This is a genomic window from Asaia bogorensis NBRC 16594, assembly GCF_001547995.1.
Taxonomy (GTDB): domain Bacteria; phylum Pseudomonadota; class Alphaproteobacteria; order Acetobacterales; family Acetobacteraceae; genus Asaia; species Asaia bogorensis.
The window spans coordinates 2,508,127-2,524,121 of sequence record NZ_AP014690.1; the positions used below are offsets into that span (position 1 = coordinate 2,508,127).

The 15,995-nt window shown below is 59.4% G+C and carries 14 protein-coding genes; 7 read left to right on the forward strand and 7 right to left on the reverse strand.

The genetic code is table 11. From position 1 onward, the window contains the following. Nucleotides 1-19 precede the first annotated feature (19 nt). Together Asbog_RS11015 and Asbog_RS11020 are read right to left on the reverse strand one after the other, a co-directional pair. Nucleotides 20-736, reverse strand: a complete 717-nt coding sequence (locus tag Asbog_RS11015) for an acetolactate decarboxylase (RefSeq protein ID WP_062165172.1) — start codon at nt 734-736, stop codon at nt 20-22. A gap of 68 nt (nt 737-804) precedes the next feature. Further along, nucleotides 805-1,764 carry a glutaminase gene (locus Asbog_RS11020; RefSeq protein ID WP_062165173.1) on the reverse strand — a complete coding sequence of 320 codons (960 nt, stop codon included), beginning with the start codon at nt 1,762-1,764 and terminating at the stop codon, nt 805-807. 380 nt (nt 1,765-2,144) lie between these two features. Between Asbog_RS11020 and mntR the strand changes: the two genes are divergently transcribed. The 6 genes from mntR (at nt 2,145) to Asbog_RS11050 (ending at nt 10,661) form a co-directional block, all read left to right on the forward strand. Then, entirely contained in the window at nt 2,145-2,597 is a 453-nt protein-coding gene (gene mntR, locus Asbog_RS11025) for a manganese-binding transcriptional regulator MntR (protein ID WP_031241733.1), read from the forward strand. Between the two features lie 445 nt (nt 2,598-3,042). Further along, a complete protein-coding gene (locus tag Asbog_RS11030) occupies nt 3,043-4,428 on the forward strand; it encodes an Nramp family divalent metal transporter (RefSeq protein ID WP_062165174.1) in 1,386 nt (461 codons plus the stop codon). A gap of 484 nt (nt 4,429-4,912) precedes the next feature. Next, on the forward strand, nt 4,913-6,907 hold the full coding sequence (locus Asbog_RS11035) for a TonB-dependent receptor (protein ID WP_371861644.1): 1,995 nt from the start codon (nt 4,913-4,915) through the stop codon (nt 6,905-6,907). A gap of 135 nt (nt 6,908-7,042) precedes the next feature. Next, on the forward strand, nt 7,043-9,322 hold the full coding sequence (locus tag Asbog_RS11040; protein ID WP_062165175.1) for an FdhF/YdeP family oxidoreductase: 2,280 nt from the start codon (nt 7,043-7,045) through the stop codon (nt 9,320-9,322). Next, the gene (gene fdhD, locus Asbog_RS11045) at nt 9,319-10,170 is read left to right on the forward strand and encodes a formate dehydrogenase accessory sulfurtransferase FdhD (protein ID WP_083510844.1); all 852 of its coding nucleotides are present in this window, start codon (nt 9,319-9,321) and stop codon (nt 10,168-10,170) included. The genes Asbog_RS11040 and fdhD overlap by 4 nt, the downstream gene beginning before the upstream one ends. Next, nucleotides 10,167-10,661, forward strand: coding sequence for a nitrate reductase associated protein (locus Asbog_RS11050; protein ID WP_062165177.1), 495 nt, complete (start codon nt 10,167-10,169; stop codon nt 10,659-10,661). The genes fdhD and Asbog_RS11050 overlap by 4 nt, the downstream gene beginning before the upstream one ends. On the opposite strand, the gene Asbog_RS11055 is transcribed toward Asbog_RS11050, so the two are convergent. From Asbog_RS11055 to Asbog_RS11065, 3 genes are read right to left on the reverse strand one after another with little or no spacing between them, the layout of a single operon-like run. Then, the gene (locus Asbog_RS11055) at nt 10,662-11,252 is read right to left on the reverse strand and encodes a molybdenum cofactor guanylyltransferase (RefSeq protein WP_083510845.1); all 591 of its coding nucleotides are present in this window, start codon (nt 11,250-11,252) and stop codon (nt 10,662-10,664) included. A gap of 13 nt (nt 11,253-11,265) precedes the next feature. Then, a complete protein-coding gene (locus Asbog_RS11060; RefSeq protein WP_062165179.1) occupies nt 11,266-11,598 on the reverse strand; it encodes a hypothetical protein in 333 nt (110 codons plus the stop codon). Next, nucleotides 11,595-13,025: an amidohydrolase family protein gene (locus tag Asbog_RS11065; protein WP_083510997.1), complete on the reverse strand. Its 1,431-nt coding sequence runs from the start codon at nt 13,023-13,025 to the stop codon at nt 11,595-11,597. The genes Asbog_RS11060 and Asbog_RS11065 overlap by 4 nt, the downstream gene beginning before the upstream one ends. Before the next feature lie 251 nt (nt 13,026-13,276). Between Asbog_RS11065 and Asbog_RS11070 the strand changes: the two genes are divergently transcribed. After that, nucleotides 13,277-14,191: a class I fructose-bisphosphate aldolase gene (locus Asbog_RS11070; RefSeq protein WP_062165180.1), complete on the forward strand. Its 915-nt coding sequence runs from the start codon at nt 13,277-13,279 to the stop codon at nt 14,189-14,191. Between the two features lie 105 nt (nt 14,192-14,296). Here the strand turns inward: Asbog_RS11070 and Asbog_RS11075 are convergent, their stop codons facing one another. Further along, on the reverse strand, nt 14,297-15,073 hold the full coding sequence (locus Asbog_RS11075; protein ID WP_062165181.1) for an ABC transporter ATP-binding protein: 777 nt from the start codon (nt 15,071-15,073) through the stop codon (nt 14,297-14,299). A 5-nt stretch (nt 15,074-15,078) separates the two neighbouring features. Further along, complete coding sequence (locus Asbog_RS11080) at nt 15,079-15,876, reverse strand: ABC transporter permease (RefSeq protein ID WP_062165182.1); 798 nt, start codon at nt 15,874-15,876, stop codon at nt 15,079-15,081. Nucleotides 15,877-15,995: the final 119 nt, after the last annotated feature.

Sequence of the window (15,995 nt, forward strand, 5' to 3'; positions counted from 1 at the left end):
TCCCGTGTCCCGGGGCGGGTTATTTCTCGATACGGTGGATCATGTCATCAAGCTTGTCCGTCTCGATGGTTCGATTCCGGAACGAGTTGCTTTGCGGGTTGGTAATCTCGATGGTCGGTTTTTCCTCCGCGCTGAGCGTTGCATGACGGGCGGCAAATTCCAGCACATGCCCGCTTATCTGGCGTTCATCGTCGAGGAAATGGAAATGAAAGCCGGGAACTGAAATGCGACCGAACAGGGCGGGCGTCCAGAAACCGATCAATCGACCCCGCATCCCCTCGAACCTGTCGATTTTCTGGCTCGCGGCAACAGCTTCAACATCGCGATGCTGATCGCTCTCGCCTGCGGCGCGATGGGGGCGGCGAAGCACGAGATGCTCGAACAGCCCCGTCACGCTGACTGCCATGAAGATATTATCGGGCGCGATCAGGGTGCACAGCCTATCATAGGCCGTCTCATGGGTAATGTTCTCGACTTCGACCTGAAACTGAGGCCGAAACGCCGTGATCTGCATGAAAGGAACTGCGTCGTGCTGCGGCAACTCATGCAAGGGCTCACCCGCCGTTGCTTCATAAACACGGCCATCGCAGATCGTGAGTTCGCTATTGAGCCCGGCAGAGCAACCGAGGCCGAACCCGGTTTCGTGGCAGGCGCATAGCGATGCGATTTTCTGCTCAGCCCGCAGATTTCCGGCCATCAGGGCCCCAATGGTCGAAAACTGGGTAATACAGCTCACGACGGTAACTCTCCTTCCATTCCTCAGCGCCACTGTTCAGCGCCATCCTGTCAGGCCTAACGCGTGAATCAGGGAATGGTCTGAACCGAGAGGGGGAACGGGTTGAACACCGACCAGCCGGTTCGCTGCACCAGACGCTCAAGCGCGAGCGTTCCCAGCAGGGAATTTCCCTGGCTGTTCAGCCCCGGCGACCACACGGCAACCGAAGCCAGCCCGGGCGCGATGGCCATAATACCGCCGCCCACGCCGGATTTGCCCGGCAGCCCCACCCGGATGGCAAAGGCACCAGACCCATCATAATGGCCGCACATCATCATGAGGGCCATGGTGGTACGGGCATCGGGCACAGAGGTGATCATCCGCCCGGAGCGCAGATCCACCCCGCCCGTCATGAGGTAACAACCGATTTCAGCCAGTTGACGGCACGACATGGTAAGCGCGCATTGGTGGAAATACAGATCGAGCGTGTCCTCGATCGGATTTCTGATATTGCCGAAAGTACGCATGTAATTGGCGAGGGCGGCATTGCGAAACCCCGTATCGCGCTCCTGGCGGGCCATGTTCTCATCGATATGCAGCCCCTCTGGCGCGCCGGACTGCGAAAGCGCAAAATCGAGCAACGCCTGACGCGCACCCAGACGACCCAGCCGGGAGACCAGAATATCGGAAATGACGATGGCCCCGGCATTGATGAACGGATTGCGGGGGATACCGTGCTCGCTCTCCAGCTGGACAATCGAGTTGAAGGCACTTCCCGACGGCTCCTGACGCACGCGGCTCCAGAGCTCGCTTCCCTCCAGCGTGAGGGCGAGGGTCAGGCCGAATACCTTCGAGAGACTCTGGATCGAGAAGGCTTCATCCGCATCGCCCGCCACATGAGCGGTGCCTCCAGCGTCAATGATTGCAATACCGAACTTGGCAGGATCGACGCAGGCAAGCGGCGGAATGTAATCTGCCACATGGCCACGCTCGGTGATCATCTGCATGTCACGCGCGATTTCGGCAACGATGCTGTCGAGATCGGCCATATCCTGTCCTTCCTGCCTTTACCTGTTCCGTCGTGGGGCCCGCCTTCGTCACGAGACATCGGCCCTTCATCACCCGGTCCAAACAGCCGGCTGAGGCCAGAGACATGACATGCACGAGGGCGGCGCACAATGCCGGATCAGGCGGGCCGCGGTCAGGCACCGTGACGTGATCACAGGACGGCTATGGCCCTATGACACCGCCTCTTTTCTGACTGTGCCATATCGGCGCCACGGTTGAGCTTGCCCGCCTAATCTGCGATGAGAAACCCATGAATGGCGGCAAGACACGATCGGGTAAGGATGCAGGCGGGACGGCAAATGTAAAGCCGGGCGAGAAGGCGTTTGCCTCGCCGGGTCTGCCTGATAGCGGCGCAGGTGACATGACCCTGCCCGATATCGACACGCAGTCCGAAGGCTTTCGTCTCAATCGGGCGGCGCGGCGCAATGCCCTGATAGAAGACTATGTGGAACTCATTGCCGATCTTCTGGCTGAAGGCCATGAGGCGCGGCAGGTGGATATCGCAACCCGCCTGGGGGTTTCACAGCCAACAGTCGCCAAGATGCTCACCCGCCTTGCCAATGAGGGCTACGTGCATCGCCGCCCCTATCGCGGCGTGTTCCTGACCGAGATGGGGCAGGATGTCGCCAATCAGGCCAAGAACCGTCATCAGATCGTCGAGAATTTCCTCCGCGCTCTGGGTATCAGCGAAGAGACGGTGCGGGTCGATGCAGAGGGGATCGAGCATTATGTCAGTGACGAGACCCTGGCCGCTTTCCACAAGGCGCTTGAAGCAGGCCTGACCGCTTTCATGACGCCATCCCCTCGGTCCTGACCACGCTTTCTGGCGGCCCCGCGACGGGGGCGCGGTGGCGCCAGCGCTCCAGTCATCGCATGCCTGTCTTCACCGCCCGCAGCAGCCTTGCGCGGCAGATCGACTGAACGAACACCCTCCCCTTCAGCAGTCCGCGCGTTGCTCGCAGTACAACCCGCCCTGACACGGTAGACGAAGCGTGCATCTCGTTTGGGGTATGGACGGCTGACAACATCCTCTACCGAACGACATCGCTTCGCCCGCCGCGTATCCCTTCTATTCTGCCTGTCTCCCCCCATGACGAGGCTGCGTGATCGGTCCAGACGTTGCCGCTCGCAGTCTCATCGACCCGCGAGGAAATACCCGGTCAACTTCGCGCCATCAGGACCGTTAGCATCCACAAAACCGTTCACTCGTGAATATAGTATATTGCATATTTCTAAGCCTTGGGTTTGAGTAACGCATCATGTCCTCTCTTCCACCTGCTCGCGGGACGCATCCCGACCCGGCTCCTCCCGGGCCCAAAGCCCGGCGGTTCGTCCGCGCATTGGGCAGTGAGGGACAAAGCCTGCCTGAGGTTTTCTCATCCGTGCGTCTTGCGCCGGAAGGGTCGGGCTGGATACGTCGTTTCCTCTCCTTCGTCGGTCCGGGCTACATGGTGGCTGTGGGCTATATGGACCCCGGCAACTGGGCGACCGATCTGCAGGGTGGCGCGCAGTTCGGCTACACGCTGCTTTCGGTCATCATGATCTCAAACCTGATGGCCATTCTCCTTCAGGCCCTTGCAGCGCGTCTGGGCATCGTCACCGGACGCGACCTGGCGCAGGCCTGTCGTGACCATCTTCCGCCCGCTCTGAACCTCGTGCTCTGGCTCACCTGCGAGCTTGCGATCATTGCCTGCGATCTGGCCGAAGTGATCGGCACGGCCGTGGCCCTGCAACTCCTGTTCCATATCCCGCTACTGGCAGGCGCGCTGATTTCGGCCTTTGACGCGCTGATCGTCCTGTTTCTGATGAATCGGGGCTTTCGCTATCTCGAATCCTTCATCATCGCGCTTTTAAGCATCATCGCCCTGTGTTTTACAGCGCAGATCGTGGCGGCAGCCCCCCCTGTGGCAGAAGTGCTGGCCGGTTTCATCCCACGGGCTGAAATCGTCACGCATCCCGCCATGCTTTATATCGCGATCGGTATCATCGGCGCGACGGTCATGCCGCATAATCTCTATCTGCACTCATCCATCGTGCAGACCCGTGATTACCCGCGTACCGAGACCGGGCGGCGTGAGGCCCTGCGATGGGCGACACTCGACAGCACAGTGGCGCTCATGCTGGCGCTTTTCATCAATGCCGCCATTCTGATCGTTTCGGCCGCCGCTTTCCATAATACCGGCCATCAGGACGTGGCGGAAATCGAGGACGCCTATCGCCTGCTTTCGCCCATTTTGGGCATGGGTATGGCCTCGACCCTGTTTGCGGTCGCGCTTCTCGCCGCGGGCACCAACTCGACAGTTACCGGCACACTTGCCGGGCAGATCGTGATGGAGGGGTTTCTTCATCTTGGCCTGCCCCACTGGGCCCGGCGCCTCGTCACACGCGGCCTCGCCATTCTGCCCGTCGTGGTGGTCACGGCACTCTATGGCAATCATGGCGTGGGCACGTTGCTGATTTTCAGCCAGGTCGTCCTGTCGCTCCAGCTACCCTTTGCGGTCATCCCACTCGTGATGTTCGTTTCTGACAAGCGCAAGATGGGTCAATTCACGATTGGCACACCCATGAAGCTGCTCTCCTGGGGCGTCGCTGGCGTGATCCTGCTGCTTAATTTCAAGCTGCTCTACGATACACTCATGAGCTGAGTCCGGCACTTTCCGCAGCGTCATGGCGCAGCCTGCAACGCAGCGAGCCATGACGCCTCGGCAATCCAGCATCTTACCACCTCCATTCGTCTATTGGCCTCTCAACCCTGCTCAGGACCCTTTCATGCCTCGTCTCAAGTTTGAAATTAGCAAATGCTATAATAATGAGTATATGGAATTCAGTAGAGCACTCACTCATAATGCAGGCTTTTTTCGTCGTCCTGCGTTCTGGCTTGGTCTGCCCACGGCCCTCCTTCTTATGTCGGGTACAACCCTTGCCGATCCCGCACGAAAATCCCCATTGGTATCACCGCCGGAACCGCCTGCGCATCGGGATCCCGCGGCACCGTCTGCCACGCATGCAGGCCGCCAATCTGTTGCGACGTCAAAGGACAGGGCAAAGCCGTCGAAAGCAGGCAGCGAGCCTGCCGTGGCAAGTGCCGCCCCTCCCCCGCATCGGGAGGAAATTACTGTCACTGCCCATATGGATCAGGCCCGTGGCCGTCTCGCACCGGGGTTGGGGGCCGTTTCCTATGGCATCGACCAGCGGCAGATACAGGTCACACCGGGTGGTGAAAACGCCGCATTCAGCCAGATCCTGCTCCGGCTCCCCGGTGTCGTGATGGACAGCTATGGCGAGGTGCATGTGCGTGGCGAGCATGGTGGCCTCACCTATCGCGTGAACGGCGTGCTGTTGCCTGAGGGGCTGAACGGCTTCGGGCAGGAACTCGACAGTCGTATCATCCAGTCGGTGGACCTGCTGACAGGCACGCTACCCGCCCAGTTCGGTTTTCGCACGTCGGGCGTCATCGACGTCAAGACCAAGAGTGGCGCAACGCTCAAGGAGAACCAGATCTCGCTCTATGGCGGGAGCTACAACACATTCATTCCGTCGCTGCAACTGGGAGGATCGAAGGGCCGGTGGGACTACTTCGTGACGGCCTCCTACAACCGCAATGACATCGGTATTGAAAACCCGACGAACAGCTTTCGCGCCACCCATGACACGACCCAGCAGGGCAAGGCCTTCGGTTATGCCGCCTATCAGATTGACGATGAAAGCCGGCTGAGTTTCCTGACCAGCGCTTCCTACGCCGATTTCGAGCTGCCCAACACAACCGCCCTGCCCATTCTCTATCAGTCCTCCACCATTGCACCCGATGATCCGGACATCCAGTCGCGTCTGTTGCGCGACGGCCAAAGCGAGCAGAACTACTATGCCGTGATGTCCTACCAGCGCAGCACAGAGAAATCGAACCTCCAGATCTCGCCCTATTTCCGCTACGGACGCATCGGCTATCGCAATGACCCCAGCAGGGATCTCGCTTTTTCAGGCATATCGCAGCACGAAGTGAATGATTTCACCACGGGCGGTCTGCAAATCGACAATTCCTACGATATTGCCCCGCATCACGTGCTGCGCTTTGGCCTGCTCGCGCAATATACCTCAGAGAAGCTCGATACCGACACGCTGGCCTTTCCTGTTGATGAGACCGGTGCCCAAAGCACGATCGACCCGAGGCGCATCATCGATCATAGCGGAAACTGGGCCGTCGAGGCCGGGGCCTATATCCAGGATGAATTTCATATCACGCCGCGCCTGACGTTCAATTACGGGTTGCGTTATGACCGCTTTGCCTCGTCTTTCAATAGCGAGGGACAGGTCAGCCCGCGCGCCAACATGGTCTGGAAAGCCAGCCCGTCGACCACGGTACATTTCGGCTATTCCCGTTACTTCGCGCCGCCCTCGCCGCAATACATATCGGATGCGACGCTTCAGAAATTCGCGGGCACGACCAATGCGCCCGATACGATGCTGAATATACCCACACGGGTCGAGAAATCGCATTACGTCGATGTCGGCATTCTCCAGCATGTCACGCGCGACTATCAGATCACGATCGATGCGTTTGGCAAATGGGCACATGACCAGGGCGATCTGGGGCAGTTCGGGCGCGCGGTCATTCTTGCACCGTTCAGTTATCGCCGCGGCCGCGTTTACGGGGCGGAAATCGGCAACTCATGGCGTCACGGAGGCTGGTCGGTCTATGGCAATTTCTCCTTCGTCAAGACCTGGGCGAAGGACATCAACTCGGCGCAATACCAGTTCGAGGCAGCAGAGCTGGCCTATATCCAGCGCCACGGCATACAGCTCGACCATCAGGGAGAGTTCACCTCTTCAGCCGGGGTTTCCTATGCCAACAAGCATGATATGGCCTATCTCGACTTCCTGTATGGCTACGGCCTGCGCAGCGGCTTTGCCAATCTCGAGAAGCAGCCTGCCTATGCCATTTTCAACATTGGCTATGCCCATACCTTCACGAGGGTGCCGGTTGGGCATTCCCTCAAGGTCAGGGCCGATGTGGTCAATCTTTTCGACCATCGTTACCAGCTGCGTGACGGCAGCGGCGTGGGCGTCACCCAGGCCCAGTACGGCCAGCGGCGGGGCATGTTCTTCTCAGTGGTCAGCAGTTTCTGAACCGACGGGCAACGCCGGGGCTTCGGTGTAAGGGGTTTCGTGCTTTCCCTCACGCAGAAATGAGACCGCGATTTCGACGCTGGCAAGGTTCATGCGTTTAAGATGAGGTTCTGCCCCCTCACCGGAGACCCGTCCATGTCCGAACGCAAGACCGTTTATCGCCCTTATCACCATCCTGCGGGTGGCTGGGGTGCGGTCAAGGCAACGGCCAAGGCCCTGCTGGAGCAGAGCGTGGTGGGCAAGGGATCGCGGGCGCTTCTGGCCATGAACCAGCCGGGCGGTTTCAAATGTCCGAGCTGCGCCTTTCCGGACCCCACGCGGCACAAGAAGATCGAGTTCTGCGAAAATGGTGTGAAGGGTCTGGCGGTCGAGGCCACCAAGCGACGCGTCACACGGGAGTTTTTTGCGCAGCATAGCGTCAGCGATCTTGCCGCACAGAGCGATTACTGGCTTGAGGAACAGGGCCGCCTGACGGAACCCATGCGCTATGATGCCCAGACGGATCACTATGTTCCGTGCAGCTGGCCCGACGCCTTCGCCCTGATCGGGCAGCATCTGCGGGGCCTCGCCTCGCCACATCAGGCCGAATTCTACACCTCGGGACGAACCTCGAACGAGGCAGCGTTTCTGTATTCAGTCTTTGTGCGGGCCTATGGCACCAACAATTTCCCCGACTGCTCCAACATGTGCCATGAGCCGACAAGTCGCGGCCTTCCGGGTGCCATTGGCATTGGCAAGGGCACAGTGGTCATGGATGATTTTGACCATGCCGAGGCCATTTTCATTGTCGGGCAGAATACCGGCACCAATTCACCGCGCATGATGGGGCTTCTGGCCCATGCCCGCAAACGCAACGTGCCGATCGTTGTGGTCAACCCCATGCCGGAGCGATCGCTCATACGCTTTACTGAACCACAGGATGCCGTGCAGATGGCAACCGGGGGATCGACAGCGATTGCGACCGAATTTGTTCATATCCGGATCGGCGGTGATCTCGCTTTCTTCAAGGGCATGATGAAGGCATTGTTCGAGCGGGATCAGGCAGGCGAGAGCGTGCTGGATCATGACTTCATCACCACCCACACTGAAGGTTTTGCGGCCCTGCGCCAGGAGGTGATGCAGCAGGATTGGTCGGAAATCGAGCGTATTGCTGGCATCGACAAGGCCCAGATCGAGCGCGCAGCCGACATCTATGCCCGGTCGAATGCCACGATCATCTGCTTTGGCATGGGCATTACCCAGCATCAGCAGGGTGCCCGCATGATCCAGCAGATTGCGGCCTTTCTCATGCTGCGGGGCAATTTTGGCAAGAAGGGCGCAGGGATTGCGCCGATCAGGGGCCATTCCAACGTTCAGGGCGATCGCACCGTCGGCATCGATGAAAAGCCAAGCCAGGTCTATCTCGACCGACTGCGCGATGTCTTTGGTTTCGAGCCTCCGCGGGACCATGGCCATCATGCTGTTGATTCGGTCGAGGCAATGCTTGCCGGTACGGCCCGCGTCTTTATCGGCATGGGCGGCAATTTCGTGCATGCCATCCCGGACACACCGCGCGCCTATGAGGCCATGCGCCGTCTGGACCTGACCGTGGGTATCGCAACCAAGCTCAACAGAGGCCATATCGTCCACGGGCGCGATGCGCTCATCCTGCCGGTCGTGGCCCGCTCGGAGATCGACCGTCAGGCGACCGGCGAACAGTTCGTGACGATCGAAGACGCCATGTCGAATGTCACCGCCTCGCGCGGCGTGCTCGAGCCCGCCAGCCCGGACCTGCTTTCGGAAGTCGCCATTGTCTGTGGCATGGCGCAGGCTACCCTGCCGGACAGCACCATCCCATGGGCCTTGTTCCCCACCGATTACAGTCTGATCCGCGACAGGATTGCGGCGGTCTATCCCGACATCTATGCCGATTTCAACGCGCGCATACGCAACCCTCAAGGGTTTCATCTCGACATTCCACCGCGTCGTCGCGCGTGGAAAACCCCGACCGGCAAGGCGCAGTTCCTGCTCTTTCCGGGCCTCGCCGTCGATGATGCGGTCGATGATCCTGCCATGCTGCGTCTTTCCACCATACGCTCTCATGACCAGTTCAACACGACCATTTACAGCATGAATGATCGCTATCGGGGCATCTACAACACCCGCATGGTCGTGTTCATGAATGATGAGGACATGGAAGAGCGCGGCATTACACAGGAAATGGTTGTCAGCCTGGAAACGATCTCGACAGACGGCATCCATCGCCGCGTGAACGATCTCGTGGCAGTGGCCTATCCCATGCCGCGCGGCGCAATTGCGGGCTACTACCCCGAACTTAACCCCTTGCTGCCTCTCAACCATTTCGACGAGATCAGTGGCACACCCGCCGCCAAATCGATCCCGGTGCGTGTTTTCCTCGCGGAGGGGACGTCATGACGACGAGACCGGATAGTCTTGCAGCGGCCCATGTGCTGCGCCACGCCATCGAAATTGGCCCCGAGGGCGTTCAGGAGCGGATCGAGCTTGGCATTGCGGAAGAGATACCGCTTACCCTGATTTTCAATGAATTCCATGTTCATGCGGTCATGATGGTCACACCGCTGGATCTGCATGATTTCGTGCTTGGTTTCGTGCTTACCGAGAAAATCATTGCGGCACCAAGCGATATGATCTCCTGCCATATTGAGCGTCATGAAGAACAGCTAACGGCGCATATACGCATCACCGGTGCCGATTTCAGCCGATTGATCCGTCGGGGTCAGCGCCTGCTGACCGGGGGCAGTTCGTGCGGGCTTTGCGGCGTGACCTCGCTTGACGATATTGCCACTGCAACACCGAGCCTTCCCGCGCACAGTATTCCGGTGTCATCCATACGCGCGGCGCTCAATGCCCTGCCAGACCAGCAGGTCCTGAACCAGCAGGTTCATATGGTGCATGCTGCGGCCTGGGCCTCACCCGATGGCATTATCCATTATGTGCGGGAGGATGTCGGGCGTCATAACGCGCTGGACAAGCTGATCGGCATACTAAGCCAGTCACCAAGGGATCCGGGGCGAGGCTTTTGCCTGCTGACCAGCCGTTGCTCATACGAAATGGTTGAGAAGGCACTGACCCTGGGTATCTCGACACTGGTCGCGGTCTCCTCTCCAACCGATCGCGCCATCCAGATTGCCCGCAAGGCAGATATGACCCTGATCGGCAATGCGCGGCGGGACCGCTTCTCTGTATTCTGCGGCGGCCATCGCCTTGTCAGACCCGAAACCCTGGAAATGATGACCACATGATCCCTAATTCCTCACCAGCTTCACAGGGAATTTTCGGTTTCGAGCAGGATTTTGCAGGATCGTTACGCTGCATACCGATGTGTGTGCGAATGAAGCTCGATCTGACAGGTATCAAGCTAAGCCTGCGCCAATGGAGCCAGTTTCTTCCAGACGAACGTCGTGAATTGCTGGAACGCGCCTGTGTCACGCCAGACGAGCAGAGCCGCTATCACGCTCATCTTCTGTCCCTTATCGCGCAACGCTGTGATGCGCCACCCAAGCCCCTTCCGGCAAATGAGGATCATCTCTGGCGTGATAGCGCGGCGATTCCTGACTGTGTCCTTCAGCAGGCCGCCTCAGATGACGTCTCACCGCCAACACGCGAGGCATGGGGCTCGCTGACGTCGCTGCAACGCTTCGCCTTGGTCAAGCTTGCCCGCTCACGCCATGAAAACGAGAATTTTGTTCCGGCATTGCGTGAGTTTGGGCTGTTGATGACTGAGTCCGCGTAATCACGCCTCAATCAGCGTTGTCAGAGCCAGCAGATCATCTGGCGTATTGACGTTGAAGAACGGGTCCGGCCCCTCATCATCGAACGCGATTGGGGTCATATCGATATGTCGTGCAAAGCTCCAGACGGCCAAGTGTCGGTGATCGCCCGATGCCACGCCTGCGCTCAGGTAGTCATCCAACAGGGGTAGAGACGACACGGGCCACAACGCAACGAGAGGATGAGGGCGCCCTCGGCTCATGGCGCAACAAGGCGGCGCTTTCAGCCGTCTGAACAGATCGTTCGGGACGAGCGCCGTATCGACCGGTACCGTCAATACGGCCGTCTCGCCAAGATCCTGCGCCCATTCAAGTGCCGCAAGCACACCGCAGAGCGGGCCTGCCCCGGTATGTCGATCCTGAAGCTGTGTCAGGTTGCGGCCATAGGCTGTTTCGCAATCGCGTCGTGTCGAGAGCGCAACCGGACCGACCTGTGGCCGTAACCGGTCGAGGAGCAGATCGAGCAAAGCCCCCCTCCCGGCTGGGATAAGTGCCTTGTCCCGATACCCCAGCCGACTGCCTTGTCCCCCTGCCAGAATGACAACAGGGGTCATGGGCAGGGCCTGCTCAGCGTGGACCGCCGGGGGGAACAGGTTGCATGGGTCCGGGAGGTACCGGATGCGGGCGATGATGATGCCTGTGCGGGCGTACAGGGGGTGGCGGCGGCTGCACCTGCACGGGCCTGAACGGCGGCGGTGCCTCTCCGCGGTTGTAATACGGCCCCTTGTAATTGTTATTCAGCTGGGATGAATTCAGCTGCTCAATCATGTTGTTGCCAGTCCCGTCCGCATAGCGGTGGGGTGCCGGGCCTTGCTGCGCGAACGCAAGCGAGGGGGCAGCCAGAGAGAGCGCCCCGAGGGCCACCCCCAGAATACGCTTTGACCCGAAATGACGAATCATAATGTCTTCCCTTTAATGACGAGCCCATCCGAGACCGGCTTGCCGCGCTGCCAGACCTGAGAGATCAGGTCGATATCAGATATGGTGCGGTCTGGCGCGCCGTCAATGACGAGAAAATCAGCTCGTTTCCCGACAGCCAAGACGCCGCGATCCTGCAGCCCCAGAAGAGCCGCTGCTTTCTGAGTCGCCAGATTGATAGCCTGCAACGGCGTAAGGCCTGATTCCGTCAGCAGGACAAGTTCGCGATGCTCGGCGTAGCCGGGCAGGCGAAGCGGCGTCGCCCCGGAGTCAGTCCCGAACCCGATCTTCGCGCCGGCACGATACAGGGCAAGAACATTGCGTTCGTTCATTGCCAATGCGGCGCGTGCCGCGCTGACCGAAGGCTTCGCCAGACTATCCTTGCGCCATTGCTCATCGGCAATCCTGTCGCGAAGGGCCGGTGACATGGCATCATGCGCCACAGGCTGCCCCAGTGTTTCCGGATGCTCGGCAAAATAATAAGTCGACTCATCCAGCGACAATGTCGGGATATACCAGGCTCCGGTGGATCTGATCTGGGTGATGAAGCTCTGATCGACCGGCTTGTCCCGCACACCATGCGCCAGAATATCGGCCCCATGTTGGAGGGCCGTTTTGGCGAGGTCCAGATCATGGATATGGACCGCCACGCGCAGATGACGTCGGTGAGCCTCCTTGATGGCTGCATCCCAGACAGGCGCACCGAGCAGCGGCAAGGGCGGTTTGCCCGGATTGGTCAGACGCAGATCATCGAGCCAGATCTTGACGAAATCCGTCCCCTCATCGGCCATCAGGTCTACCGCCTGTCGTGCCTGTTGCGGGGTGGACGGGCGGAAAATCTGGTCACGCCCCATGCCGTCAATCATGGCTTCGGGCGGCATCCCGGCAGGCGCACCGATACCCTGATCGACACCGAAAAGATCCGCCCCATCATTGGCCCCTTCATGCTGCTCGTGACGCAGCTGATCGAACAGGGGGGATTTGTTCAACCCGAGCGCCGTCACGGTCAGAACCCCATAGCGTACGTACTGGTTAAGCGCTGCGAGAATATTGGCGCGTGTGTAGTTGGCCGAAGCCGCACTCATCCCGTCTACCAGCCCGACATGACTGTGGTCACTGATCAACGCGGGCATGATTGTCTTGCCCTGAAGGTCGATGATCCTGCCCCCCGCAGGCGGTGTCGTGGCCAGACCGATGATCTGGCCATGATCGACCACCATCGCAAGATCCGTGCGTGCCGGTGCGCCTGTGCCATCGACAACACGCGCATGGATCAGCGCAACCGGCTCGGCTCGTGCTGGTTCGCCGCTGGCAAATGACACACCGAGGACTGCAATGAGGGAAACTACTGGGACCGCGAGCCTGCTGCGCCTGACCGGTAATAGCGGGACCTGACCGGAATATCGCATGAAAGCTCCTTTATTGCCCACATAGACCCACCGCGCCGCGACAATCCGGGTCGCATACAGGCCATTTGAAGCCACCTCCCGAACGCGGCAGAGCGGCACAGGATCCATCGTCCGTGCAAACGATATCGCATCTGTGAAGAGTTGTTGACGCTACGAAAGAAACGGAGCGCCCGCGCATTAGTTAAACAGCGGTATGATGGTCGCCCGGAAGCTCAAAAATGACGGGCATGGCAGTAAAACAGGAGCGTTGCATGTCACTTACGCCGCAGGTCAAAGCGATTCTTGCCAACTACGAGTCAGATAATCCCGGCACCAAGGCCAATCTTGTCCGTCTGATGAACACAGGTGTGCTGGCTGGGACCGGCAAACTTGTCATTTTGCCCGTCGATCAGGGGTTTGAGCACGGACCTGCCCGCTCCTTTGCGGCGAACCCTCCGGCCTATGACCCGCATTATCATTTCTCGCTGGCGATCGAGGCCGGACTGAATGCCTTCGCCGCCCCCCTCGGGATGCTTGAGGCAGGTGCTTCGACCTTTGCCGGTCAGTTGCCGCTCATCCTCAAATGCAACAGCTCGAACTCGCTGGCCACCGAGAAGAACCAGGCCGTCACCGGCACGATTGCCGATGCCCTGCGGCTGGGCTGCTCGGCCATCGGCTTCACCATCTATCCCGGCAGCGAGTACTGCTTCGATCAGATGAACGAGCTGCGTGAACTGGCCCAGGAGGCCAAGGCCGCGGGTCTTGTTGTCATCGTCTGGAGCTACCCACGCGGCCCGATGCTCGACAAGGCCGGAGAGACCGCCATCGATATCTGCGCCTATGCCGCGCATATGGCCGCTGAATGTGGAGCGCACATCATCAAGGTCAAACCGCCGACAGACGCGCTTTCCCTGCCGGCCGCCAAAAAGGTCTATCTCGAGCAGAAGATCGACATCTCGACCATGGAGGCGCGTGTACGCCACGTCGTGCAGTCAACCTTTGCCGGGCGCCGCATCGTGATCTTCTCGGGCGGTGAACATGAGAGCACCGAGGCCCTGCTGGATACCATCCGTGGCATCCATGCTGGCGGCGGGTTTGGCTCGATCATCGGTCGCAACACGTTCCAGCGCCCGCGTGAGGAGGCTCTGTCGCTCCTCTCGACCATCACGGGCATTTTCAAAAGCTGAGACGAATTGATCCGATCAAGGCACCGCTGCCCTTCAGGATTGTCTGAAGGGCAGCGGCTCTGGTTCATCCTTTCCATCGCCCCCCCTTACAGGGCACGGTGGCGTTCAGGCTTGCCCCGCAGCCTTGTAGGCCTCGATGACCTCGCCTGGCGACCCATCCATCCTGATGCGTCCGCCCTCCATCCAGATGATGCGCGTGCACCACTTTTGCAGGATGGGCAGGGAATGCGAGGTGACTACGAGGATGCGGACATATTCGATCAAACGGCTCAGCCTGTCGCGGGCCTTTTCCTGAAAATGACTATCCCCTGCCATGAACCACTCATCCATGAGCAGGATCTCGGGGCGTGGCGAGGTTGCCAGACCAAAGCCCAGACGAATAGCCATGCCTGAGGAATAGTGCCTGACAGGAAGATCCAGAAAAGCGCCCAGTTCCGCAAAAGCCTCTACATCTGTTTCGAGAACCTTCGCTTCCTGCTCATTCATTCCAAGAATGCGAGCGTAGAGGCGAATATTCTCCCGCCCGGTCAGCTCGGTATTCATCCCGGCCTGAGGGCTGAGGAGCGAGTGAACCTCACCCTGCACGTCAAAATGGCCACTTGACGACTCATAGATCCCGGCCAGAGCCCTTAGCAAGGTGGACTTGCCAGCGCCGTTATGGCCGATCAGGCCAACACGTTCACCTGTGCTGATCGAGAGCGTGATTGTGTCAAGCGCCACGATGATGGTCGTATCGTCCTGACTGACGATACTGCCGCCCACCGCCTGCCTGTTCTGGATCTTCTGCCGAACACCCTTGAACAGGCTCTTCTTGAACGACCGTGCGCTCCCATGAAACATGGGATAAATCAGGGAGTAATCCCGAAGGGTAATGGAGGCCATCGTCTTTACACCCAGAACGCAAGGCGCTCACGGGTTCTGACAAAGGTCAGAAAGCCCAGTACGCACCATACGAGACTGACACAACAGGAGACCGCGATGACGCTGAGGCTGGGTAAATGGCCCAGTATGGGCCCCCGAACCAGCTCCATCATGTCATAAAACGGGTTGAACACGAGATACCGGCCACGTGGGCCCAGCTGTTCTGGCTGCCAGATGATCGGTGTCACGTAGAAGGCAATCTGCATGAAAGCTCCGATCACGGATGTGATATCACGGAACCGGGCGCAGAAAGGCCCCAGCAGCAGGCAGGCCGCATAACCGTTCAGCGCCCACAGAACGAGGCCCGGCAAGGCCGCAACGCTGATGATTCCCGGCCAGACACCGTAGACAACAAAGACGCCGATGGGGACAATGATACTGTGACCAAACACGATCAGGTTGCGCACCAGCAGCCTGATGGCGTGAAGGGTGTAGGGCAGTTTCATTGCATGGATCGTCCCTTCCGCTTCAACGAAGCAGGTACAGGACTCCGTCAGCAGACTGGCGATCCCGACCTGCCAAAGCGCCATGGAAAGCGAGAGGTAGGGCAGATAATCGCGAAGCACCATATGGAAGAGACGCGCATAGATCACACCCATCGAGGCGATCATGACAAGCGCAGAGAGCGTGAGCCAGAATGGCCCCAGTACCGAGCCACGATAACGCAGGCGAATATCGGTCCAGCCCAGCGTGGCGCCTAGGCGCCACATGCGCAGCCCTGACACGATATCATTCCATGCGAGGGCATAACGACTCTTGCTCATGTCTCTCCGGGGAGTGCTGACAGTCTCTTGTAGGACAGGCGCCTGAAAACACCCCAGGCACAGGACAATTCGCGTAGCTGATAAGGTTCTTTTCCGCAACCGGGACACAATGTTGCCAG